Raw genomic sequence first — 22,954 nt, forward strand, 5'->3', positions numbered from 1 at the left:
TTTCAGGCAGTTTGGTGCGTTTAGCAACGCTAACCTTATTGATGCTTATACTCCAAACCTGTCGCGCAGGGCGTACCATGCGGCGCCTATTGCGGTAAAGGGAATGCGCAGACGATGGCCGCCGGGAAAAGGCAGCTGTGGCAGCCTGGCGAAGGCATCAAAGCGCTGCTTTTCACCGCGTATCGCTTCGGTAACCAGCCTGCCCGCCAGGTGGGTGAAGGTCACGCCGTGGCCGCTGTCGCCCTGAATATAAAATTCGCCCTCTTCGAACTGGCCTAGCTGCGGCATCCGTGACAGGGTTAACAGAAAATTACCGCTCCAGGCGTAGTCGAATTTAACCCCCTGCAGCTGTGGGAAGGTTTTGAGCATTTTCGGGCGGATTAATGAAATCACGTCATCAGGTTCCCGGGCGCCGTAGATGACGCCGCCGCCGAACAGCAGGCGGTTATCGGCGGTGAGGCGAAAATAATCCAGCAGATAGTTACAGTCCTCCACGCAGCGATTATTAGGCAGCAAGGAGAGGGCGAGATCGTTAGACAGCGGCTCGGTGACAACAATCTGCGAGCCGCATGGCATGCTGCGCTTTGTCAGTCGTGGTTCAACATCCGGTGTAAGATAAGCATTCGTCGCCCAGATAATATATTTGGCCTGCACGCAACCCTCAGCGGTATAAACGCGCTTAGTCGCGCCATGCTCAACCCGGACTGCCGCAGAGCGTTCATAAATTCGACCGCCGTGGCGGCGAATAGCCTCCGCTTCACCGAGGGCCAGATTGAGCGGGTGAAGGTGGCCGCCGCGTTTATCCAGCAGACCTCCCACGAAGCGCTCGCTCGCGATTTCGCGGCGGATGCCGGTTTCATCCAGCAGTTCAAGCTGATGATTGCCATAGCGCTGCCAGCGTTCTTTTTGCTGACGCAGATGCGCCATCTGGCGGGCATTCAGTGCGGCAAAAATTCCCCCGGGCCGGTAATCGCAGTTAATTGCGTAGCGATCGATACGATCGTGAATAATCTCAGCGCCTTCAAACATCATGCTGCCGAGCATCCGTGCGCTTTCCTGGCCATAGTGCTTTTCAATCACATCAATGTCCCGGCTATATGAATTGACGACCTGACCGCCGTTACGGCCGCTGGCGCCAAAGCCAACCCGGGCCGCTTCCAGCACCACCACATCAAAACCCGCCTCCGTCAGAAATAGCGCCGAAGAGAGGCCGGTAAAGCCGGCGCCGATGACGCAAACGTCACACTCTATGGTGTCTTGCAGCGTCGGCCAGGCAGCAAAAGTATTGGCCGTTGCGGCATAATAGCTATTCACATGATCCATAAACACACTCCGGACACAGGCCAAAAGCCCAACTAAAAGGTTGTCGGCGTATGGGCGCTGACAATGCGACAAAGTTTTGTCGAGGTATTGGTAAAGCTGTGGGCGATGCCAGTATTAATCACGTAGCTCTGTCCGGCGCTCAGGTTGTAAACCTGTCCGCCAATGGTCAGTACAATCTCCCCTTCCAGCAGCGTGCCGGTTTCTTCCCCCTGATGGCGGATTTTTTCTCCGGTCGTGGCGCCGGGTTCATAGCTTTCCAGCATCATGGCGAGGGTTCGCTCCGGATTGCCATTATGAATTAACCGCAGCGATACGCCCTGGCTGCCAATATCAACCAGCTCATCAGCGTTAATCACCACTTTGGGCGGCGAGTTCACCACCGGTTCTGCAAAAAACGCTGATAGCGACAGGCCGTAAACTTTCAGTAACTTCTGAAGGGTGCTTAATGCCGGGCTGACTTTATCCTGTTCGATGGTGCTGATAGCGCTGTGCGTCAGGCCGGAAAGTTCGGCTACCCGACGCTGCGATAATCCCATGTGCTGGCGAATTTCTGCCAGCCGCCGTCCCGGCGCCAGAGGGAGTTCGTTCATATCCGGTGTTCCTTTTGATAGCGCTGACTGGCCTGGATAAAGCCGGCGAATAGCGGGCGAGAAAGCGCAGAGGTTTCGCTCTGCCATTCCGGATGCCACTGCAGAGCAAGGGCAAACGGGTGATCGTTCAGACTGATGGCTTCAATCAGGCCGTCAGCCGCATGGGCTTCAATACGGGCCATAGCGCCTAGTGAGCGCACGCCCTGCGCATGCAGCGAATTTACCCAGAACTTTTCACAGCCTGGCAGCAGCTCACTTAGCACGCCTTGCGGTTGTACCCAAACTTCATGGGCCGGTGCGTACTGCTGCTCCAGCGGCAGGGCGTGGTCCTCGCGGTGTTCCCGCAACCCATCGACCAGATGCAATGCGCGATGCAGCGTACCGCCTGTGGCGACAACCAACTCCTGCAAACCCCGGCAGATAGCCATTAATGGCATACGCCGACGAATAACGCTGTGTACCAGGGCAAATGCCAGTCGATCGCGGCCCGGGTCGTTATCGGGTTCGACGGACGTCTCGCCATAGTGATGAGGTTCTATATTGCTGGGGCTGCCGGTAAGTAGGATCCCGCTGAGCGCGGTCATACTTTTTTCTAATAGCTCAGGCGTGGTTGCCAGACCGTGGGGAAGGGCCAGGGGAATACCGCCGGCGGAAAATAGGGCATCAAGGTATTTGTTGTGAACGCTTTGCACGGCGTGGCCTGCTAACTGGTTCTGGCACATCACTACGCCAATCAAGGGCTTGTCAAAAATAATGCCCATCATACCCCCTGCACCCTGGAAAATATTTTAAACAGTATTGCGCTTTTTATCACCGCTTTGGTTAATATATTTTCAATCTAGCAATCAATTGTGCAGTATTCAAACGTGAATGTTACATTTGCACACTTTTTGTGTTAGCGCTAATGTTAAACGGTGGCAGTTATTTTGAGCATTGCCAAAACCCCCTCCATAAGGCTAGCGGCAGGTGTTTATGACTAACATTATCGAAGTAGAAGACTTCACCAGGCACAGTGAAGAGAAACGAACCAGCGCGTTCCGGCATGAGGTGCAAACCTATCTGGAACGCCATCCTGAAACGCAATATGTTGATATTCTGCTTAATGATTTAAACGGTGTTTTTCGCGGTAAGCGCATTCCGGTTAGCGGCCTGAGCAAGCTGGATAAGGGCTGTTATTTTCCGGCCTCGGTATTTGCGATGGATATTCTCGGCAACACCGTTGAAGAAGCCGGCCTCGGACAGGCGCTCGGCGAGCCTGATAACATCTGCCTGCCCGTTGAAGGTTCTCTTGTTCCCTCGGCCTCCGATCCGCAACACCTGGCGCAATTGCTACTTACCATGCGCAATCAAGATGGCACTCCCTTTGACGTTGAACCCCGGAATGTTCTGAATCACCTCTGGCAGCAGCTACGTAATCAGGGCCTTTTTCCGGTGGTAGCGGTAGAGCTGGAGTTCTATCTGGTCGATAAACAGCGGGATGCCGAGGGCTATATTCAGCCGCCGTGCGCGCCCGGCAGCGAAGAACGCAACATGCAGTGTCAGGTCTATTCCGTTGATAACCTCGACCACTTCGCTGAGGTTTTGCAGGATATCGACAGCCTGGCAAAACAACAGGGTATCCCGGCTGACGGCGCGCTGGCGGAAGCTTCCCCTGGCCAGTTTGAAATCAACCTGCACCATACCCGTAACGTACTGGCCGCCTGTGACCATGCTATTTTGCTAAAACGCCTGATTCGTCAGGTTGCCGAGAAGCACGGCATGAATGCCACTTTTATGGCCAAGCCCTACGAGGAATATGCCGGCAGTGGAATGCATATTCACCTCAGTATGCTGGATGCCAGCGATCGCAACCTGTTTGCCGATGATGAAGGTAACGACTCACCCTTGCTGGCCCGTTCGCTGGCGGGAATGCTTGATTTAATGCCTGCTTCTATGGCGCTGCTGGCGCCGAATGTTAATGCTTACCGTCGCTTTGTTCCTGACTCGTTTGTGCCGCTACAGGCTTCATGGGGGCACAATAATCGTACCGTGGCGCTACGCATACCCTGTGGCGATCGGGACAACCATCGTGTGGAATACCGGGTCGCAGGCGCGGATGCTAACCCGTATCTGGTTATGTCAGCTCTGCTGGCCGGTATTCTGCATGGTGTGGAACAGCCGGCACTACCGCTGCCCGCCGAGGTGACCGGCAACGGCCATGAAGCTGAGGGGCTGGCGCTGCCCGTTCGTCAGAGCGATGCGCTGTGGGAGTTTGAGCAAAGCTATCCACTGCAAAAGCTGCTGGGAGAACGCTTTGGCTTTGTCTGGCACACCTGCAAGAATCACGAGCTTATGCACTTTGAACGCCTGATAACCGCAACCGAAATCGACTGGATGCTGAAAAACGCCTGACGGAGCACCGGCCGCAGCGGCGGCCGGTGGTCAATTCCCGGAGACGCATCATGAGCCAAAGTAATCAATCCTGGCAGCAACGCCGGGAAGCAGCAGTGACACCTGGCGTTAGCAACGCACTGCCAGTGTATATCGCCAAAGCGCGCAACGCCGAGCTGTGGGATGTGGAGGGCCGACGCTACATCGATTTCGCTTCTGGCATTGCGGTGGTGAATACCGGCCATAATCATCCAAAGGTTATCGCGGCCGTTCAGACGCAGCTTGAGCAGTTTACCCATCCCTGCTTTCAGGTGACGCCTTACGCAAGCTATATTGAACTGGCGGAAAAGCTCAATGCGCTGGTGCCGATTGCCGGGCCGACTCAAACCTTGTTGATGTCTACCGGCGCCGAGGCAGTGGAGAACGCGATCAAAGTGGCGCGCATTGCCAGCGGGCGCCGGGCCGTCGTGGCTTTTCGCGGCGGCTTTCATGGCCGCACGCTGCTGGGGATGGCGCTAACCGGTAAAGTAACACCCTATAAAAAAGGCTACGGGCCGTTCCCGGCGGAAATTTATCATCTGCCGTATCCGGCTGATTATCTGGGGGTGAGCGAACAGCAGTCGCTGGATGCATTGCACACGTTGTTCGCTGCCGACGTGGCCGCCGATGAAGTCGCCGCGATAATTATTGAACCGGTGCAGGGCGAAGGCGGATTTTATCCGGCGCCGGCAAGCTTTTTACGCGCGCTGCGTGCAATCTGCGACCAACACGGCATTGTGCTGATCGCCGATGAAATTCAGAGCGGCTTCTGCCGCACCGGCAAAACGTTTGCCATCGAACATAGCGGTGTTGAGCCGGATATTATCACTATGGCGAAAAGCCTGGCCGGCGGCTTTCCGCTTTCAGCCGTGGTCGGGCGCAGCTCACTGATGAGCAAAGCGTTGCCGGGAGGCCTCGGTGGAACCTATGCCGGATCCCCGGTGGCTATCGCAGCTGCGCTGGCGGTTGTTGAGCTGATTGAAGAGGAAAAGCTTAATCAGCGCGCTTGTCAGCAGGGCGAATGGCTACGCGAGCGTTTGAGCGCGCTGGCGCAGGAGTATGATTGTATTGGTGAAATTCGCGGACCGGGTGCGATGCTGGCGATTGAACTGGTCGAGCGCGGAGACCGAAGCAAAGCTGCGCCGGAGCTAACGCAGCGTCTGGTGAAAGAGGCCGGGCGTCAGGGCCTGGTGCTGCTTGCCTGCGGCGTGCGCGCCAACGTTATCCGCTTTCTTATTCCCCTCACTGCCAGTGAACAAATTATCAACGAAGGCCTCAGCATATTGGCATCGAGCTTTAAAATGGTGCAAAATACGTCCCCGGCAAAATGACACTATAACCGACGCTTATCGCGCCGGTTATTTTTTTTGCCTTCTCACTAGTCAATATTAACGAGGCCGGTCTGCGTACCGGATAGATAGTCACAGAAACACGTAAAGCGTGTGATGTTGAGGAAAAGAAAGATGGGGCAGTATATCCAACTGGTAGCCGTATTCGCCGCAGCGCGTTTGCGTCAGGGCTATGGCACGGCGAAGACAGGTTTCCTTCGCACCTCCCTTCACTTAAATGATGGCGTTAAAGCCGTCATTCCTTCGAGTTGCCCACGACGAAGTTTCTCTGCGCGTCAGCCCCTGATGGTTGCCGCTGCCGGGGGACTGCGCCATGATGCATGACGTCAATACTGCGCCGCGCGCGCACCTGAAAAAAACGCTGACGCTGTTTCCGGTCGTCATGATGGGGCTGGCTTACATGCAGCCGATGACCCTGTTCGATACTTTCGGCATCGTTTCCGGCTTAACTGATGGTCACGTCGCCACGGCTTATGCCTTTGCGCTGATTGCGATCCTGTTTACCGCGCTGAGCTACGGTAAGCTGGTGCGTCGTTTTCCTTCGGCTGGCTCTGCCTATACCTATGCGCAGAAGGCTATCAGCCCGCACGTTGGCTTTATGGTTGGCTGGTCGTCGCTGCTGGACTACTTGATCATGCCGATGATCAATATCCTGCTGGCTAAAATTTATTTTGAAGCGCTGGTGCCGGCGATACCGTCGTGGATTTTCGTTGTGCTGCTGGTCACCTTTATGACCCTGTTCAACCTGCGCGGTATTAAAACCGTGGCTAATTTCAACAGCCTGATCGTTATTCTGCAGATTGCGGTCATGGCGGTGATTGTCGCGCTGGTCATTTATGGCGTTGCTCACGGTGAAGGCGCGGGGACGCTGGTAAGCAGCAGGCCCTTCTGGTCACCGGGCGCTCATGTGGTGCCGATGATCACCGGCGCCACCATTCTGTGCTTTTCGTTTCTGGGCTTTGATGGCATCAGCTCGCTGTCTGAAGAAACCAAAAACGCAGAGCGCGTAATTCCGCGCGCCATCTTCCTGACGGCGCTAATAGGCGGCATTATCTTTATTTTTGTCTCCTACTTTTTGCAGCTCTATTTTCCGAATATCTCTCGTTTTCAGCATCCGGACGCTTCGCAGCCGGAAATCATGCTCTACGTGGCGGGTAAAACCTTCCAGTGGTGCATTCTGATTTTCTCCTGCGTGACGGTGTTAGCTTCCGGCATGGCTGCCCATGCAGGCGTTTCCCGCCTGATGTACGTCATGGGGCGCGACGGCGTTTTTCCGGAGCGCTTTTTCGGCTTTATCCATCCGAAATGGCACACCCCGACGTGGAACGTGCTGCTGGTTGGCGCAATTGCGCTCTCGGCGATTACCTTTGACCTGGTCACCGCAACAGCGCTGATTAACTTCGGCGCGCTGGTGGCGTTTACCTTCGTCAACCTGTCGGTGATTTCACAGTTCTGGATCCGTGAAAAACGTAACCGGACGCTGAAAGATAATATTAATTACCTGCTGTTGCCGATTCTGGGGGCGCTGACCGTCGGTGCGCTGTGGATTAATCTCGAAGAGAGCTCAATGGTTCTTGGCCTGGTCTGGGCTTCGGTGGGTATCGTCTATCTGGCGGTGGTAACCCGCAGCTTCCGTAATCCGGTGCCGCAGTATAGTGAAGAGGGGCTGTGACCCGCCCTGATAATAAACAACGCGGGTCTGCTGGCCCGCGTTTTTTGTCAGGAGACCAGCTCTCTGGCGTATTCAAACAGCGCCTTCAACTGACTTATCTTCGCATTGTCCCCCTCATAGCGCGTCGCCAGCGCTTCCAGCTCCAGCAGAAATTGCTCTACGCGTTCAGGATTCAACGCTTCGCGCCGGTGCTGCAGCCAGCGCTGCTGCTCGCTATCGTCCAGGGTACCGGGAAAGTTACGCGCCCGATAGCGAAACAGCAGTTTTTCGATACGCTTATCATTAAAACTCAGCGCCAGCGCCGGCAGGTTTTCCGGCGCGCTGCGCTGGATAATTGTCATTGCGTTGCGGTCTGCATCGCTGAAAAAGCCATCGTAAAGCTGAGTGTCAACGTCATCCGCCGGCGTAAAAGGCGGGGCTTCGGCAAACAGAGCCACCACCTTTTCTCTGATTTCCGCATGCTGTAGCAACAGGCTGCGATTATCAAGGCAACGCTGGCTGTCAATGTTCAGGCGCTCAGCATCCTGCTGGCGCAGAGTGCTGACGGGTGCCAGCACCGGACACTTATTAATATGTACCAGCTTAAGCGGCACCGGAGACTCACCTTCTGCCAGCTCGGTACGCTTGGTATAAAGCCGTTCGCGCAACTGATCGGTGCTTAAAGACAGCAGGGGAGACATATCGCCGGCCAGGTCACAGGTGATAACCGCATTCCGGTTGTCCGGGTGCCAGGCCAGTGGAACAATCAGACTGGTGTTGCCGCGGCTGGCGCCAAACATGCCGGAAATATGCACCAGCGGTTTCATTTGAGGGATATCAATAAGCGTTGCCAGCTTCTGCTTGCCGCGATGGCTATAGAGATAATCAAATAATCGTGGCTGCTTTGCTTTTACCAGCTTAGCCATGGCGATAGTGGCATAAACGTCAGACATCGCATCGTGGGCATTTTCATGTGCTACGCCGTTGGCTTTGGTCAGATGCTCAAGGCGAAAGCTGGGAAAACCGTCATCATTCTCCGGCCAGATAATGCCATCGGGACGCAGGGCGTAACAGGCGCGCATGATATCCAGGAGATCCCAGCGGCTGTTGCCGTTTTGCCAGCTCCAGGCGTAAGGATCAAAAAAGTTACGATAGCAGAGGTTACGCGTCACCTCATCGTCAAAACGGATATTGTTGTATCCGACAACGCAGGTCGCCGGCTGAGAGAAAAGCTGATGGATACGTCGGGTAAATTCCGCTTCATTAACGCCGCGGGCGCTGGCCTGCTGCGGCGTAATGCCGGTAATCATCACCGCTTCCGGCTGCGGCAGGTAATCGTCTGCGGGTTTGCAGTAAAATACTTCCGGCTCGCCGATAATGTTGAAGTCGCTGTCGGTGCGCACGCCGGCAAACTGCGCCGGGCGGTCCAGTGCCGGGCTGGTGCCGAAGGTTTCGTAGTCGTGGAAGAGGAAACTGCTCGGAATTTCTTTGCTCATGCGTGCTTAAGCCTGATAAGTTTTTCGTAAGTATATTGCTGTTTTACAGATGTTAATTAACGCATCCCGCTACTATTTCTTACCTGTCAGAATCAGTACAAGGTGAGTACAAAATACTAACAATGGCAATCCGCGATGCGAATCCCCGCGCCTTATATGGTAAACCATATACAGGGCCAACTGAAATAACCGATGTTAATGGGTTTAGTCTGCGGGAGAGGCTGCTGGGGGATATAAATGCTGGTGGGATGGGAAACCGCAGCGCGCCACACGGTAACGACGTTCGTTTGCCGCGGTATGGGTTGTTAAGGCGACGCACAGTCGCGTAACGCGTTGCGCTCCGCTACGGCGTGCGGGCCGGCAGGTAAAAGCCTACCGGCGATTAAGTTTAGCGTAGCGCAATCCTGTTATTGTAAACAAACAGCGTCCGATCGTGGAAAACCAGCACTTCGTCTGGCCTGCCAAGCTGTGACCTGATTGCATCCAGGCGCTGATTCGCCACCGAATGAGGATCGTTATCCGCCACTGCGGCAATAGCGACGAACTGGCGTTGCGGTGCGGTATTGATAAAGGCTGGCTGTAACCAGGAAGCCATCGTTTGTCCGCGCACAGCATCAAAATTAATTTTATTATCAGTCGGATTGAACCAAACCGAGGTAATGTGGATTTTACCGTTGGTAAACCAGTTGACGATATTGGCTTGTAGCCAATACTCGCTGTAGCCATAGCTAAGCTGATGCGACTGCAAAAAAGCAATGTATTCATCCGTGGGCTTTTGCTGATCGAGATAGGGTCGGGTTATCTGGTTGTATGAGCCGACGGATGAGGCTGCAAATAATAGCAAACAGAGGGCCAGCGGCCAGCGGCGTCGGATAATGAAGGCCAGCGTAGTAAGCATCACGCCGAATATGATGACGTTGATAAAAAAACGCGCTGAGTTACTGGCTGGTGCATCGTAGCTGATAATAAAAGAAGCGATAATGCCGGAAATTGAGAAGAAGCTACAAAGCGCGATGAATCTTGCCTGCAAGCCGTTTTTTAATGCGATAACAAATCCGTAGGTCAGTACGCCCAGCCATAGCACCAGAGATAAGCCCTGTGCCAGGGCGTTATCAAAGAAAAACAGATTAAGGCTTTTACCCAGCACATGCCATGCCCAGCCGGCATTGGTCCACCACTGCTCCAGTGGCTGGATGGTAAAAGACTGCTTGGGCAGGCCGAACCAGCGCTGCGGCGCATGGGTAAAAGACATGATAAAGGTGATCAAAAATAGCAGCAGGTGGGTCTTTCGCACCTGTTTTTTCAAGGCTAAATAACTCAGCGTCAACAGCAGCGGTAAATAAAATGTGGCCAGAAACCAGGGGTCAGATGCCGAGGCGAAAAATGACAGCAGGCTATAGAGCAGGGCAATCCACAGCGCATTGCGCTGCAAATTGTAAAATGCCAGCGCCAGCGCCAGCACGCCGAAGAAGTTGGTCGAATAGTGGGAAAAGGGGTGGCCGGCAAAGCCTTGCGTTAGCACGAAGGCTGGCAGGCAGGTTAGCGTCAGTAATGCCAGTAATGATGCATAGCTTTTTTCCACCCGGTTTAGCATCCAGGTGGCGATTATCGCCGTTAAAGAAACAAACAGCGCCGTGGAGATAATGAGCGCTGGCATGCCGTCTGAGCCAGTTAATATAAAAAACAGGAAATTAATCGGATAAACGGTGAAGTACCAGTTATCTGCCGTAGGACACCAGTCATGAAATACGCTGAAGCCTTCGCTAAGAAAGCCGCGCCAGACCAGCGGACTGTTAGCCACATCCGGTTCAATGGGGAAATAACGCCAGGTTAATAACACAGAAACCACAACAGCCAGCAGCGCAAAACACCATCCCGCTATGCGCCTGGCGGAAAAAAATTCAGACATCATGTCGCCCTTTGTTTTTTAAAAAATATAGCGGTCTTTTTTTTGTTTCAATATAAATGCGGCCGATATATTCACCCAGCACGCCGATGCCAATTAACTGCACGCCACCGAGAAAGAGTATCGATACTAATAAAGAGGGATAGCCGGCTACCGGGTTACCCCAGACAAGCTTATCTATAACCATCCACACGGCGTAAAAAAATGAGAGTAGCGCGACGGCGAAGCCGGCATAGGTCCAGACTCGCAGTGGCAAAGTCGAGAAAGAAGTAATACCTTCCAGCGCGAGATTCCACAGCTTCCAGCCATTAAATTTTGATACCCCGACGCTGCGTTCAGCCCGGGTGTATTCCACCACGTCGATATTACCGCCAACCCACGAAAAAACCCCTTTCATAAACAAATTACGCTCAGGCATGCGGCGGATGTTTTCTACCGTTTCCCGCGTCATTAGCCTGAAGTCGCCGACGTTTTCTTCAATTTTCGGGTGGCTTATCTTATTGTGCAGCTTATAAAACCAGTTAGCGCTTACGCGCTTAAAATGGCTATCGCTGGAACGGTCGCTACGCTTAGCCAGAACAATGTCTGCGCCGCGCTGCCATTTGTCCACCAGCAGCGGAATAACGTCTATCGGATCCTGCAAATCGACATCAATTGGAATCATCGCATCGCCGCTGGCATTATCCAGACCGGCGAACAGTGCGGCTTCTTTACCAAAGTTGCGGGTAAAAGAGAGTGCCCGTACCAGCGGGTCTGACACGGCCAGCGCATCAATAATTGATTCGGTTGCATCGCGGCTTCCGTCATTAATAAAAACAATCTCAACGGTGTAAGATTTCAGGCTTGCCGCTTCCCGGACTGCTTTATAAAAAACCGGAACCGCTTGCTCCTCGTTGAAAACCGGCACGATAAGGGAAATATTCATTCGGTATTCCTGAGTCAACAAAGGCGGCACTTCATGAGGGTAATCAGAATGTTCTGTATTGTAGCATTTGCCCGGAGCGGGCAAAAGCTTTTAACTTTTATTGTCAGAACCTTTCCGCGAGTCGGTTGCCGTGGTTTCACCCGTCGCTTTTGCTACCCGCCATGAACAGCCGCTGATGGCTTCTGTGAGTTTACGATTCAGGCGTTTGCATCTTTCACGGTAGCGCTGGGCACGACGTTCGCGGGCGTTCATTCGACTCTCCTCATCAATAGCAAAATTATTGTTTGAGTTATAAATTTATGCGTTATGCGCAAATTTATCAAGGCGAGGCGAAAATAATAATGCGTGGTGTTAACCGAGATGACGGTAATGCTGCGACTGGGCGCCAATTACCCGACCGAGTAGCTGTAGCGAAGGGATTTCCTGTTCGGAAATTATCCACTCTTTATAGCGCGTGTTATCGGAAAGTACGTAAAGGCTTGATTTCACCTGTTGCAGGCGTTTAACGAACAGATTGCCGTTAAAGCTGAAGATATAAATGCCGTCACCGTCAAAAGCATTAACCGAAATATCAATAAAAACCAGGTCGGCCGGCTCAAGCGTGGGCGCCATACTGTCGCCCTTAAGGTTAATCAGGCGGATGCTGTCTGCCGGCAGCGAGCCAAAAATCAGGCGCGCACGCTCTGGCTCAAGCTCAAGGGCGCGTATTAGCGCAACCGTGTCATTTGCTGCATTAATCTCAGCGGCTGGCGTCGGTAAATCAAGCCGGTGGATGCGAAATATTTTACTCTCACTGCGTCCATTTGATGGGAGGAGGGGCGATTTTTTTTCTGCGGCGATCTCGGTTTCAGGTGCGGTAAAAAAAGTGGCGACGTCGGTTTCAAGCGCCGCTGCAATCTTTTGTAGCATCAGTTCGCTGTAACCCTGAACCCCGCGCTCGAGGCGCGACAAATTGCCCACGTCGCTTTCGGTACGCAGGGCCAGTTCGTGCAGCGTCATGCCTTGAGTCTTGCGCAGTTGTCTGATTCGTTCACCCGGTTTCATGTGGCCATTAAAATCTTTTTATGCGTAATGCGCAATGTTCCTTGCGCAAATTATGCGTAACCACTAATATGCGTATAACGCATTAAAAATGGCAAGGCAGTCAATAATGCCGCGACATTTGATCTTGTAACCACCCGCTCTTTATACAATCAGGCTGCGCCGATACAGGCACACGTAGTTAAGCAACGCTCCCGACACCGCCGTGAGGCGTCGGACTGATGCTGCTGTCTGAAACGCGCAGTCTTATTCGCTGCTGGTCATTGTTGGCCGCGTGGTGAACACCTCACCGGCATCAGGCCGCAGCAATCCAATTCCCTCATAGCTGACCGCGCTATTTATCTGCGCGGCCAGTGCCGTACTGACCGCTTTTCACACGTTTACCCACCATCTGCAGCATCCCGACTGGCAGCAATTGTGCTGAGCCAGCGGCATGGCTGCGTTAACAGGAGTACATCATGATTGAAGTAAATTCTTTTGCTGAGTTACGTACTACCGCTCCACAGGCCGCTGGTGATATGGCCTTGCTTAAACGCTATTACGATAAAGATTCGACTTTTCGCGGCGGCGGCATGTTCGTCGGTTTCCCCGGAACCACCAGTCAGGCAGATGATGGCGGTACGCTGGCAAAAAGCGGCAACAGCTTTTACTGGAAACGCGTTATCAACCATACCAGCGAAGTGAATCTGCTGCATTTTGGCGCGAAAGGTGATGGCGTAACCGATGACAGCGATGCCTTCAAGCGCATGCTGAACTGGTCAGTTAATTACAATAGCGATGCCATGGACATTGGGGTACGCTTCCCGCCCGGCCGGTTTTTTATCAGTCCGATTGACTTAACGGCGAAAGAAATGCCGTTCTTTGCGATTTTTGGCGATGATAACCCTTATGGTCTGCGTCCCGGAACGACCATCGTATCGGATCAATCCAACTTGCCGGTGTTCAAAGTGAACGCCCGTCGTACGTCTATTAACGGCATTACCTGGAATGGTCAGGCTAAGGCGGATACCACCGCCAATACTGGCGCCATTACGCCCGATATGGTTTCCAACCAGCAGCCTTTTTTCGAAAACATCACGATTGAAGGGGAGTTTGTTAACATCACCAGCTTCCGGGTTTATAACAACGGCGGCACGGCGGTGAAGCTGATGGATACGCTCGATACCCGCTTCAATCAGATCTACACGCAGTACACTTATGCGCGTATTTTTGATATTGGCTGGTCAAATTCCCCTAAAGGCGTCTGGGACCACTCAACGGCGATTGAGCTGACTAACGCCAACTTTCAGTTCGGCTACAGCGATGCAGTGCTTTATATGCCGCGCGTTACGCAGGGGATAATTCGCAACGTCTGGATTGAACATACCCGTTTTCCCGGCGATCTTTCCAATGGGCAGTGGATTATTGACGCGCTGAGCATGGAGGATTGCGCTAATCCGCTTAACCTTGATAACAGTCGTATCCAGATGCGCCAGCTTAATCTGCAAACCGGCGGTGGTTTCAGCACCGAAAGCTCGCCAGGACGCTGGCTGTCCGGCTATGAAATGGGCTGGAGACGGGATGAAAACTACGGCACCATGATGACCGGTTCGATGAAGGCCGGCTGGTACAGCGGCTATAAAATTACCAATACCTCTGGTAGCGATAACTGGTATCGCTTAGGAAAATTCACGTTTCCGCAGATGAACCAGCAGTGGATGATTGAGATGGTCGGCAAGCAGAGTCCGGATACGCCATCCGGCGTGGCGGGCAGCCCGTTGCAAACGGTCGGCGCCGGACGAACCTACCTTAATATGCAACGCTGCACCAGTGCGGTGTGGGCGGATATCTCCCACCAGGGCTACTCGCCGGTGGTGGATGTGCGCTACAAACGGACCTGGCCGGATGTCGCGGAAGTCTGGGTTAAGCTGAAGGCCGGCTGCGGCGACGCCATCTTTAACCTGACTTCCACGGGGCCAACGCGCTTTGAGGCGGGTGCCTGCTGTAACTTCACCCCTGACCTCAGCCTGGTGACGGATACCACCACCATGGGCACCATTGCTCCTAACGCGCGGCTGGCGCTGCACAATGGACTGGCGGGCATCGGTGCTAATGAAAGTGGCATTGTTACCCTCGCCACGGCCAGCGCCACGGCGCCGACCACCACGACACCCACCGGCTATGTCACGTTAAATATCAACGGCGTCAACCGTAAAGTGCCATTCTATTAGCCACTGGATATGGACTGATTTTGCCGCTATTCGGGAAAATCAGTCCATTATGGGCCTGCTGCCAACGGGGCCCGGCTTTTACGACGGTTTTTGAATAAAAGCCTGCTGACGCGCCGGATTAATAAAGTCAGTTACGCTGTCTGTGACGCGCTGATGGCGCGGCCAAAGGGAAGGCCAGGCCGGAAAAAACATTTACTTGCAATTAGATAACACTCTGCGCTGACGATTGACGTAAAACATCGGCCATTATTTCTGCTTCACTGCGTGAGGATACTGGTTTGAAAACGCGTTTGTTGGTTGGTTGCTCTTTTTTACTTGTGGGTTTTGCTCATGCCCGGGCGGATGATAACGCCTTCAGCTTTCCGCTTACGCCTCCTTCTGTTGATGCGGCTTCCAGGGTTTTAATGGATGCCACCACCGGCCAGGTGCTGACGCAGGGCAATGAAAATGAACGCCGTAATCCCGCCAGCCTGACGAAACTAATGACCGGCTATGTCGTCGATCGGGCCATCGAGAGCCACCGTATCAGCAGTGATGATATTGTTACCGTCGGTAAGGATGCCTGGGCGGCGGGAAATCAGGTATTTAAGGGTTCTTCGCTGATGTTTCTTAAGCCGGGCGATAAGCTCAGCGTGCGCGATCTGAGCCGCGGGGTGATCATCGATTCGGGTAACGACGCCTGCGTAGCGCTGGCGGATTATGTGGCCGGAAACCAGCAAAACTTTGTAGCGCTGATGAATCATTACGTTAAAACGCTCGGTCTGACCAACACGCACTTTGAAACCGTCCACGGTCTTGACGCGCCCGGTCAGTACAGTACCGCGCTCGACCTGGCAAAGCTGTCGCGCGATATCATTCACGGCAAGCCGGAGTTTTATCAGCTATACAGCGGCAAGCAGCTGACCTGGAACGGTATCACTCAGCAAAATCGCAACGGTCTGCTATGGGATAAAACGCTGCATGTTGACGGGCTGAAAACCGGCCATACCGAAACCGCAGGCTTTAACCTTATCGCTTCCAGCGTAAACGGCAGTCAGCGACTGATTGCGGTGATAATGGGCGGTAAAAGCTCACGCGGGCGCGAGGAGCAGGCGCGTAAGCTGCTGGTCTGGGGGCAGAACAACTTTACCACCATTCAGCTGTTTCACGGCGGCAAAACTATCAACCATGAGCGGGTGTGGTACGGCGATCCTCAACAGGTCAACGTTGGCGTCGACAAAGATGTCTATCTCTCGGTGCCAAAAGATGATGTGAAACAGATTACCGCCCGCTACGTCATCGACCATAAGAATCTGGAAGCGCCCATCAAGGCCGATGAGCAGATTGGTACAGTACAGGTCTTTGACAAGGACAAAAAGCTTGCCAGCTATCCGCTGGTGGCATTGCAGCAGGTGAAGCAGGGAGGGCTGTTCAGGCGTATTTCTGATTACCTCTCACTCAAGCTATAAGCTCCACGATATGAAGACCGGGCTGCGTTACAACCGCGCCCGGTAAGCTTCCGCCATCGCGCTGGCTGTTATGGTTGTTTATCAGCGGTAAATCAGGCGTTATGGTCAGGTTATTCTCAGGTTTGCTGGATGTTTTTTTAAATGCAAAGTCAGCGGTTTACATAAGAATAATCTCACGTCATTGTCATAACGCGTAAATATTGAGGTATGCTGGGCGTCAGTTTTTACTGACGGAGCTGAGGAGTGCGACCCGACAAGCCCATTTCAGCATTTAAACTCAAAGTTTATCGCTATCATCGTGTTGTCCACGGCGTGCGCATCGCGCTGGCATTTGTCCTGACTTTCCTGATGGTGCGCCTGCTGGATATTCCCGAAGGCAGCTGGCCGCTGATCACTATCGTCGTGGTTATGGGGCCGGTCTCCAGCTGGGGTAACGTCTTTCCCCGCGCTTTACAACGCATTACCGGCACGGTGATCGGCGTTATTTCCGGACTGATTGCACTCTATCTCGAACTTTTTTCTCTGCCGGTTATGCTGCTGTGGTGCGCCATAGTAATGTTCACCTGCGGCTATTTGACATTGGGTAAGCATCCTTACATGGCGCTGCTGATTGGCATTACTCTGGCGGTCGTTAGCAGCGCGGTCCGGGGAGATATCGAAATGGCGCTGTGGCGCGGCGGCGACGTCATTATTGGTTCGGTGCTGGCGCTGGTTTATACCAGCATCTGGCCGGCGCGAGCTTATACCCAGTGGCGTATCCGGCTTTCTGACGTTTTGCTGGAAATCGCTAAAATCTATCACGCTGGCTTTTCACCTAATCTGGTTGAGCGTCCCCATTTAAAAAATCCGCTGCAGCGTCTGATGGTTGCCGTGGTTCGCATGCGTTCGATGCTGGAGCCTGCCAGTAAAGAATCGCGCATTCCAAAATCCGTTTTTGAAGGGATCCAGACGCTTAATCGTAATATGGTTTGTACCCTGGAATTACAGCTGAACGCCTGGTGGTCCTCGCGGGAAACCCATCTGATGTTGCTCAGCGCGCCGACGCTGCGTGCGACCCAGCAGCAGATTGAAAATAGCCTGCGGGCGCTTTCGCGCAGCCTGCTGGAAGGCGATACCGACAACATCGCCCTGACCAGTGAAGCGCTGGCTGCCAGCAGTCGTGAGCTGCGTGAGCTGCTCAGTGAGCAGCAGATTAATAATCATCAGCAGGTGGCGGCTTATGGCTATGCCTGGCTTAGCATCGAAATGGCGGGCCAGCTGGAGCGCATAACCGATCTGGTCCGGCTGGCAATGCGCAAATAAATAACGCAGAAAACCATGCGTATCGGTGCCGGCGGTTTCAGGGTAAAATAGACGCCATTCCGATTTTCGATGTCTGAATTGTCCTCGGCAAAGTAGAATCAGCTAAGCTGAAGGCGAAAATTAAGCTGCCTGTGCTGACAGGCTAACAGTAAGAAGGTGTCAACATGGAAAATGCAAAGCAGTCATTTCAGGACGTTCTTGAGTTTGTGCGTCTTTTCCGTCGTAAAAATAAGCTTCAGCGGGAAATCCTCGATAACGAGAAGAAAATCCGTGATAACCAGAAGCGTGTGCTGTTACTCGACAACCTGAGTGAATACATTAAGCCGGGAATGAGCATTGAGGCGATTCAGGAGATTATTGCCAGCATGCGCGGTGACTATGAAGACCGCGTTGACGATCACATTATCAAAAACGCCGATCTGTCAAAAGAGCGCAAAGAAATTTCGAAAAAACTAAAGGCGCTGGGCGAACCGAAAGCCTGAACCGACTCGCCTGACGTAGTTGCTTAATGTCAGAGGGTGCGTTTAGCATCGTCTGATATCGCGCGCTAAGATGCGCTGCTTCTCAGCCGGTCAGCTAAGTCCCTGTCAGTTTGGTGTGATCTTAATGCCCGCGTGAGCGAGTTATCTCAAGGCGTCGCACTGCGGCGCTTTTTTTATTTAATAAGCCCGGTACTGTCATCGGGTCGCCATAGCAGGCGGCGCTCAGCCGCCAAAGCCGGTGAGGTAGCAGGCCTCACCTATTCGCCGGCCAGAGTAATGATCATAAAGCCAGTTATTGTGACGTTGTCACCAATAGTTTGATCTCATCTGCGTTTTAACGATTATCCCTTCAGTGCTTAATTCCCTGCACGTTTTGTGCATATGTCGCGCAACCACTGTGGCAGAATGGCGTTTACATTAGTTTACCTATGCCTCGACAGCGTTTTACGCTGCCGGGGTTGATTTTATTTAGCAAATAAGGATGTAGCATGCCAAACCCTATTTTGACGCCGGAAAGCGTGCTGTGTGAGTCAGCCTGCAATAGCTGGACCCAGCCTGATCCACAGGGCAGCCGGGTAACGGAGTTGGAAAAAGGTAAGGTGCTCTACCTGCCACAGCTTGCCTTTGTTCTATCGCCGCAGGAGCTGGCTCTGCTGGACGTCAGCCGGGTGGATCCTAAGCGAAAAAACATTAGCTACAACCCTGAGAGTGGCAGGCTAACGGGTATTGCCGATGAAGCGGACCGCCCGGCGATTGAGGGGCTGCTCGCGCGCCATTACCAATCCTGCAAGATGCTGATCGCCGCGCTGTTGCCGGAATATCAGCAGCATCTGCATTCACCGGTAAATACTTTGCGCCTGCATCCGGTGACCGCCTGGCGTAAAAGCAGCTCATGGCGCAAAGATGACAGCCGACTGCACGTTGATGCCTTCCCCTCCAGGCCGATGCATGGTGAGCGCATTCTGCGTATTTTCACTAATATCAATCCGCAGGGGGGAAGCCGGGAGTGGCGGATAGGCGAAGATTTCCCGCAGCTGGCCCGGCGCTTCTATCCGCGTCTTGGCGGCTATTCCCCTCTGACTAGCTGGCTGCAGCATGTTGTCGGCATCACTAAAAGGCGACGTACCCGTTATGATGCGCTGATGTTGCAGATGCACGATAAAATGAAAAGCGATGCGCAATATCAGCAGCAGGGTTTGCAGCTCACATTCCAGTTTCCGCCAGGCAGCAGCTGGATTTGCTTTTCCGATCAGACCCCGCATGCGGCAATGGCAGGTCAGTTTATGCTGGAACAAACCTGGCAGTTACCCGTGCTGGGAATGAAGCACCCGGAGCACTCGCCGCTAAGGGTGCTGGAGTCGTTGGCGGGCAGGGCGCTGCTGTAACCCCGGCCGCTAGTTAACGCAACGGCGGTTCGTCAAAGGTGCGCAGTTTGCGCGAGTGCAGGCTGTCGCCTTCGGCGCGCAGCAGCTGAATGGCATGAATGCCGATTTGCAGATGCTCGGAAATAGCGCCCTCATAGAAACGATTGGCCTGACCCGGCAGCTTAATTTCGCCGTGCAGCGGCTTATCGGATACGCAGAGTAACGTGCCATAAGGCACGCGGAAGCGGTAACCCTGGGCGGCAATGGTCGCGCTTTCCATGTCTACCGCGATGGCCCGGCTTTGGTTGAAGCGCAGTGCCGAGGCCGCGTAGCGCAACTCCCAGTTGCGATCGTCGGTGGTTGCCACCGTGCCGGTACGCAGCCGCTGCTTAACCAGCTCGCCCGGCATGCCGCTCACCTGCTTGGTGGCGTCATACAGCGCGCGCTGCACTTCAGCAATGCTGGGGATCGGAATATCCGGCGGCAGCACGCTGTTGAGCACGTGATCGTCGCGCAGATAGGCATGCGCCAGTACATAATCACCAATCGACTGGCTTTCACGCAGTCCGCCGCAGTGGCCGATCATTAGCCAGACGTGGGGGCGTAGCACTGCCAGATGATCGCAAATCGTTTTCGCGTTGGAAGGCCCGACGCCGATATTCACCAGGGTAATTCCTTTGCCATCTTTTGCCATCAGATGCCAGGCCGGCATCTGATGCTTTTTCCATGTCAAATCGGAGATAGCGGCTTCAGCATCCGGTGTTTGCGGCGTAATCATTATGTCGCCGGCGCAGGAGAGCGATAGCCAGTCGGAGTCGCCATCTTTAATTTGCTCACAGGCCCAGCGCACAAACTCATCAACGTAGCGGGTATAGTTGGTAAACAGCACGTAAGACTGGAAATGCTCCGGCGGCGTACCGGTGTAATGCCTGAGACGCGCGAGAGAAAAGTCGGTGCGCAGGGCATCAAAATGGGAAAGCTGACGCACTTCGCCCTGATGTAATAGCCCGTCGGCGTTTTCATCGCCGATCAGAGACAGCTCGGTGGTCGGGAAATAGCGCGTCAGGCCAGCGCTCATACGACGATCGAGATTAAGACTGGAACCATCTATGACATAGGGAAAGGGGATTTCCTGCTGCGAGGAACCCACTTCGATCTCAATCGGGTAGTCATTTTCCAGCAGCGTCAGCTGCTCAGCAAGATAGTGGCGCATCAGCGCCGGGCGGGTAACGGTCATCGCATATTTACCGGGGCGGGTAAAACGACCAAATGCCCGGGTCAGTCGGTGCAGAGGCGCTTCGCCCTCCCAGCGGACACGCAGTTCAGGATAAACAAATAATCCGCTGGCGCGTGCCGCTTCATCGGGAAGCTCGCCGCGGGCGATATAGGCTTCAATCGCCTGACGTAGCGCGTCAACCGCAGCGTCATACAGCTGTTCAAGCCGATCCAGCGCGGCGATTACATGGGGGGACGGGGGAATGGGTGACTCGGCCATGGTATGTCTCCTGATGAGCATGCTGATAGCTTCATGCTAACCCAGGACGGCGGTTCCCGCATCGTCGCGTGGTGAAAATCGCTGTTTTTCCGACGATTTCCTTCCCGACGCATGCGAAAGTGTCGCACCTTAGCCGGCATGCCAGGACGTCAGCGCAGCGAGAATCAGCTAACGGACAGGCTGTCCAGCAGGCCACTGCAAAGTAAAGATACTGACAAATTGTGCTGTTTCATTGACGCTACGTTGACAATTATTTGCCTGGTCATTAATTTCATTTGCAATTAATGACCAGGCAAATACTATGCGCAACACAGCGGACAGCTTCAACCTTGAGCAGAATCTCGGCCTGCTGATTCATCTGGCAAACCAGTTTAAGGATCAGCTGATCAGCAACTACTTTTCGCCGGCGGATATTACTGCAGCGCAGTTTAAGGTGCTGATTAGCGTCTACAAAGGATTTACCAGTCCGGGTGAAATCAGAAAAAACCTGATGATGGATGCTGGCGCCATGAGCCGTATGATTGAGCGCATGGTAAAACGCGATTTAATTCAACGCTTTACTAACCCGCAGGATAAACGTCAGGTGATCCTCGCGCTGAGTGAAAAAGGGCACGAAATTTGTCGGCGCTTTCAGCACGATGCGCCCACCACGATTATCAGTCAGCTTACCGCCCGTCTGACTGATGAAGAATCTCATCTGCTGGCGGAGCTACTCAGCAAAATGCTGCCAGAAAACGCAACCCAGTCACCGCGCTAAGCTTTCCAGAAAAAGGTTCCTGAAAAGATGCAAACTTCATCTGAACAACCGGTTCGCGTTCCGAGTAAACGTAAACGCAACTTTGCTATTTTGCTGATTGTGCTGCTGCTTATCGGTGCCGGCTGTCTGGCCTGGTATCTGCTGTACGCGCGCTATTACGAAAGCACCGATGATGCCTATGTTAACGCCAATTTGGTCACGCTGACGCCGCAAATTGCCGGTACGGTTACTCAGGTCGCCGTGGATGAAGGTGACTACGTTAATAAAGGCCAGCCGCTGGTGTTGCTCGATCCGAGCGATACGGAAATCGCCCTGCAGCAGGCCGAAGCCGACCTCGCTAATACTGTGCGTCAGGTGCGCGGCCTTTACAGCACCGCTGATAATTATCGTGCTCAGGTCGAGGCGAAACAGGTGGCGTTGCAAACCGCGCAAAGCGACTACGCCCGCCGACAGAAAATCTTCGCCAGCGGCGCGGTTGCCGCTGAAGATCTGGCCCATTATCGTGACGCGGTAACCAGCGCTAAAAGCGATCTTGCTGCCGCGAAGCAGGCGTTAAGTACCAACCTGGCCATGGTCGATGATACCGTTATCGACAGCCACCCGGAGATCAAAAGCGCCGTAGCGACGCTGCGCCAGCGCTTTCTCGATAATGCCCGCAGCACCATTGTGGCGCCGGTTAGCGGCTTTGTCGCCAAGCGCGCTGTGCAGCTCGGTATGCGGGTGGATTCAGGCACCACGCTGATGTCGATCGTGCCGCTGGACCAGGTCTGGGTGGACGCCAACTTCAAAGAAAGCCAGATGAACACCATGCGTCTGGGGCAAAAAGTGACGTTGACCGCCGACCTGTATGGCGATGACACCACCTACCATGGCACCATTGAAAGCCTGGGGATCGGTACCGGCAGCGCCTTCTCGCTGCTGCCGGCGCAAAACGCCAGCGGTAACTGGATAAAAATAGTTCAGCGACTGCCGGTGCGCATTGCCCTTGACCCGCATGATATGCAGAAGCATCCGCTGCGCGTCGGACTGTCAATGGACGTGCGTGTCGATATCCGCGATGCAGACGGCGCGCTGCTGCCGCAAAAAACCGTCGCCGCGCCGCGTTTTACCACCGATGTTTATCAGAATGCGCTTGATCAGGCCGACCAGGTGGTGGCGAAGATTCTTCATGATAACAGCCAGGCGTTAGCGTCCCACGCCCGTTAA

Annotated in this window: 19 protein-coding genes; 10 read left to right on the forward strand and 9 right to left on the reverse strand. The window is 53.9% G+C overall.

The features are described from left to right. Nucleotides 1-45: 45 nt before the first annotated feature. The 3 genes from BTJ39_RS11835 to puuD are packed head-to-tail and all read right to left on the reverse strand — an operon-like array spanning nt 46 to nt 2,674. Nucleotides 46-1,323 carry an NAD(P)/FAD-dependent oxidoreductase gene (locus tag BTJ39_RS11835; protein WP_078002910.1) on the reverse strand — a complete coding sequence of 426 codons (1,278 nt, stop codon included), beginning with the start codon at nt 1,321-1,323 and terminating at the stop codon, nt 46-48. Nucleotides 1,324-1,355: 32 nt separating this feature from the next. Beyond that, entirely contained in the window at nt 1,356-1,913 is a 558-nt protein-coding gene (puuR, locus tag BTJ39_RS11840; RefSeq protein WP_078002911.1) for an HTH-type transcriptional regulator PuuR, read from the reverse strand. Then, nucleotides 1,910-2,674, reverse strand: coding sequence for a gamma-glutamyl-gamma-aminobutyrate hydrolase (puuD, locus tag BTJ39_RS11845; protein ID WP_078002912.1), 765 nt, complete (start codon nt 2,672-2,674; stop codon nt 1,910-1,912). Before puuD ends, puuR begins: the two co-directional genes overlap by 4 nt. Nucleotides 2,675-2,885: 211 nt before the next feature. Between puuD and BTJ39_RS11850 the strand changes: the two genes are divergently transcribed. The 3 genes from BTJ39_RS11850 (at nt 2,886) to BTJ39_RS11865 (ending at nt 7,343) form a co-directional block, all read left to right on the forward strand. Then, entirely contained in the window at nt 2,886-4,304 is a 1,419-nt protein-coding gene (locus BTJ39_RS11850; protein WP_078002913.1) for a glutamine synthetase family protein, read from the forward strand. Between the two features lie 50 nt (nt 4,305-4,354). After that, complete coding sequence (gene gabT, locus BTJ39_RS11855) at nt 4,355-5,653, forward strand: 4-aminobutyrate--2-oxoglutarate transaminase (RefSeq protein ID WP_078002914.1); 1,299 nt, start codon at nt 4,355-4,357, stop codon at nt 5,651-5,653. A 331-nt stretch (nt 5,654-5,984) separates the two neighbouring features. Then, the gene (locus BTJ39_RS11865; RefSeq protein ID WP_078002916.1) at nt 5,985-7,343 is read left to right on the forward strand and encodes an APC family permease; all 1,359 of its coding nucleotides are present in this window, start codon (nt 5,985-5,987) and stop codon (nt 7,341-7,343) included. Nucleotides 7,344-7,390: 47 nt separating this feature from the next. Here BTJ39_RS11865 and sbcB read toward each other — a convergent pair whose 3' ends face one another. From sbcB to BTJ39_RS11885, 5 genes are all read right to left on the reverse strand, one after another. Further along, entirely contained in the window at nt 7,391-8,818 is a 1,428-nt protein-coding gene (gene sbcB / locus BTJ39_RS11870) for an exodeoxyribonuclease I (RefSeq protein ID WP_176110300.1), read from the reverse strand. 388 nt (nt 8,819-9,206) lie between these two features. Beyond that, the gene (locus tag BTJ39_RS11875; protein WP_078002917.1) at nt 9,207-10,727 is read right to left on the reverse strand and encodes a hypothetical protein; all 1,521 of its coding nucleotides are present in this window, start codon (nt 10,725-10,727) and stop codon (nt 9,207-9,209) included. Next, nucleotides 10,720-11,649 (reverse strand): glycosyltransferase family 2 protein, encoded by a 930-nt coding sequence (locus BTJ39_RS11880; RefSeq protein ID WP_078002918.1) that lies wholly within the window; start codon nt 11,647-11,649, stop codon nt 10,720-10,722. The genes BTJ39_RS11875 and BTJ39_RS11880 overlap by 8 nt, the downstream gene beginning before the upstream one ends. A gap of 90 nt (nt 11,650-11,739) precedes the next feature. Then, on the reverse strand, nt 11,740-11,901 hold the full coding sequence (locus tag BTJ39_RS24865) for a hypothetical protein (RefSeq protein ID WP_176110301.1): 162 nt from the start codon (nt 11,899-11,901) through the stop codon (nt 11,740-11,742). Between the two features lie 99 nt (nt 11,902-12,000). Next, nucleotides 12,001-12,693 (reverse strand): XRE family transcriptional regulator, encoded by a 693-nt coding sequence (locus BTJ39_RS11885; RefSeq protein ID WP_078002919.1) that lies wholly within the window; start codon nt 12,691-12,693, stop codon nt 12,001-12,003. Nucleotides 12,694-13,148: 455 nt separating this feature from the next. On the opposite strand from BTJ39_RS11885, the gene BTJ39_RS11890 reads away from it, so the two are divergent. The 5 genes from BTJ39_RS11890 to BTJ39_RS11910 all read left to right on the forward strand — a co-directional run bounded on the left by BTJ39_RS11890 (nt 13,149) and on the right by BTJ39_RS11910 (nt 19,517). Beyond that, complete coding sequence (locus tag BTJ39_RS11890; RefSeq protein ID WP_078002920.1) at nt 13,149-14,900, forward strand: glycosyl hydrolase family 28-related protein; 1,752 nt, start codon at nt 13,149-13,151, stop codon at nt 14,898-14,900. Nucleotides 14,901-15,178: 278 nt separating this feature from the next. Next, complete coding sequence (gene dacD / locus BTJ39_RS11895) at nt 15,179-16,348, forward strand: serine-type D-Ala-D-Ala carboxypeptidase DacD (protein ID WP_078002921.1); 1,170 nt, start codon at nt 15,179-15,181, stop codon at nt 16,346-16,348. A gap of 243 nt (nt 16,349-16,591) precedes the next feature. Continuing rightward, nucleotides 16,592-17,650 carry an FUSC family protein gene (locus BTJ39_RS11900; RefSeq protein WP_078002922.1) on the forward strand — a complete coding sequence of 353 codons (1,059 nt, stop codon included), beginning with the start codon at nt 16,592-16,594 and terminating at the stop codon, nt 17,648-17,650. 164 nt (nt 17,651-17,814) lie between these two features. Beyond that, nucleotides 17,815-18,132, forward strand: coding sequence for a DUF496 family protein (locus tag BTJ39_RS11905; protein WP_078002923.1), 318 nt, complete (start codon nt 17,815-17,817; stop codon nt 18,130-18,132). Nucleotides 18,133-18,620: 488 nt separating this feature from the next. Continuing rightward, the gene (locus BTJ39_RS11910) at nt 18,621-19,517 is read left to right on the forward strand and encodes a Kdo hydroxylase KdoO (protein WP_078002924.1); all 897 of its coding nucleotides are present in this window, start codon (nt 18,621-18,623) and stop codon (nt 19,515-19,517) included. A 13-nt stretch (nt 19,518-19,530) separates the two neighbouring features. On the opposite strand, the gene BTJ39_RS11915 is transcribed toward BTJ39_RS11910, so the two are convergent. Then, nucleotides 19,531-20,991, reverse strand: coding sequence for an AMP nucleosidase (locus BTJ39_RS11915; protein ID WP_078002925.1), 1,461 nt, complete (start codon nt 20,989-20,991; stop codon nt 19,531-19,533). Nucleotides 20,992-21,292: 301 nt separating this feature from the next. Between BTJ39_RS11915 and BTJ39_RS11920 the strand changes: the two genes are divergently transcribed. Both BTJ39_RS11920 and BTJ39_RS11925 read left to right on the forward strand, forming a co-directional pair. Continuing rightward, nucleotides 21,293-21,748, forward strand: coding sequence for a MarR family transcriptional regulator (locus BTJ39_RS11920; RefSeq protein ID WP_078002926.1), 456 nt, complete (start codon nt 21,293-21,295; stop codon nt 21,746-21,748). Between the two features lie 27 nt (nt 21,749-21,775). Further along, on the forward strand, nt 21,776-22,954 hold the full coding sequence (locus tag BTJ39_RS11925; protein WP_078002927.1) for an HlyD/EmrA/EmrK family protein: 1,179 nt from the start codon (nt 21,776-21,778) through the stop codon (nt 22,952-22,954).

The organism is Izhakiella australiensis, assembly GCF_002006995.1.
Classification (GTDB): domain Bacteria; phylum Pseudomonadota; class Gammaproteobacteria; order Enterobacterales; family Enterobacteriaceae; genus Izhakiella; species Izhakiella australiensis.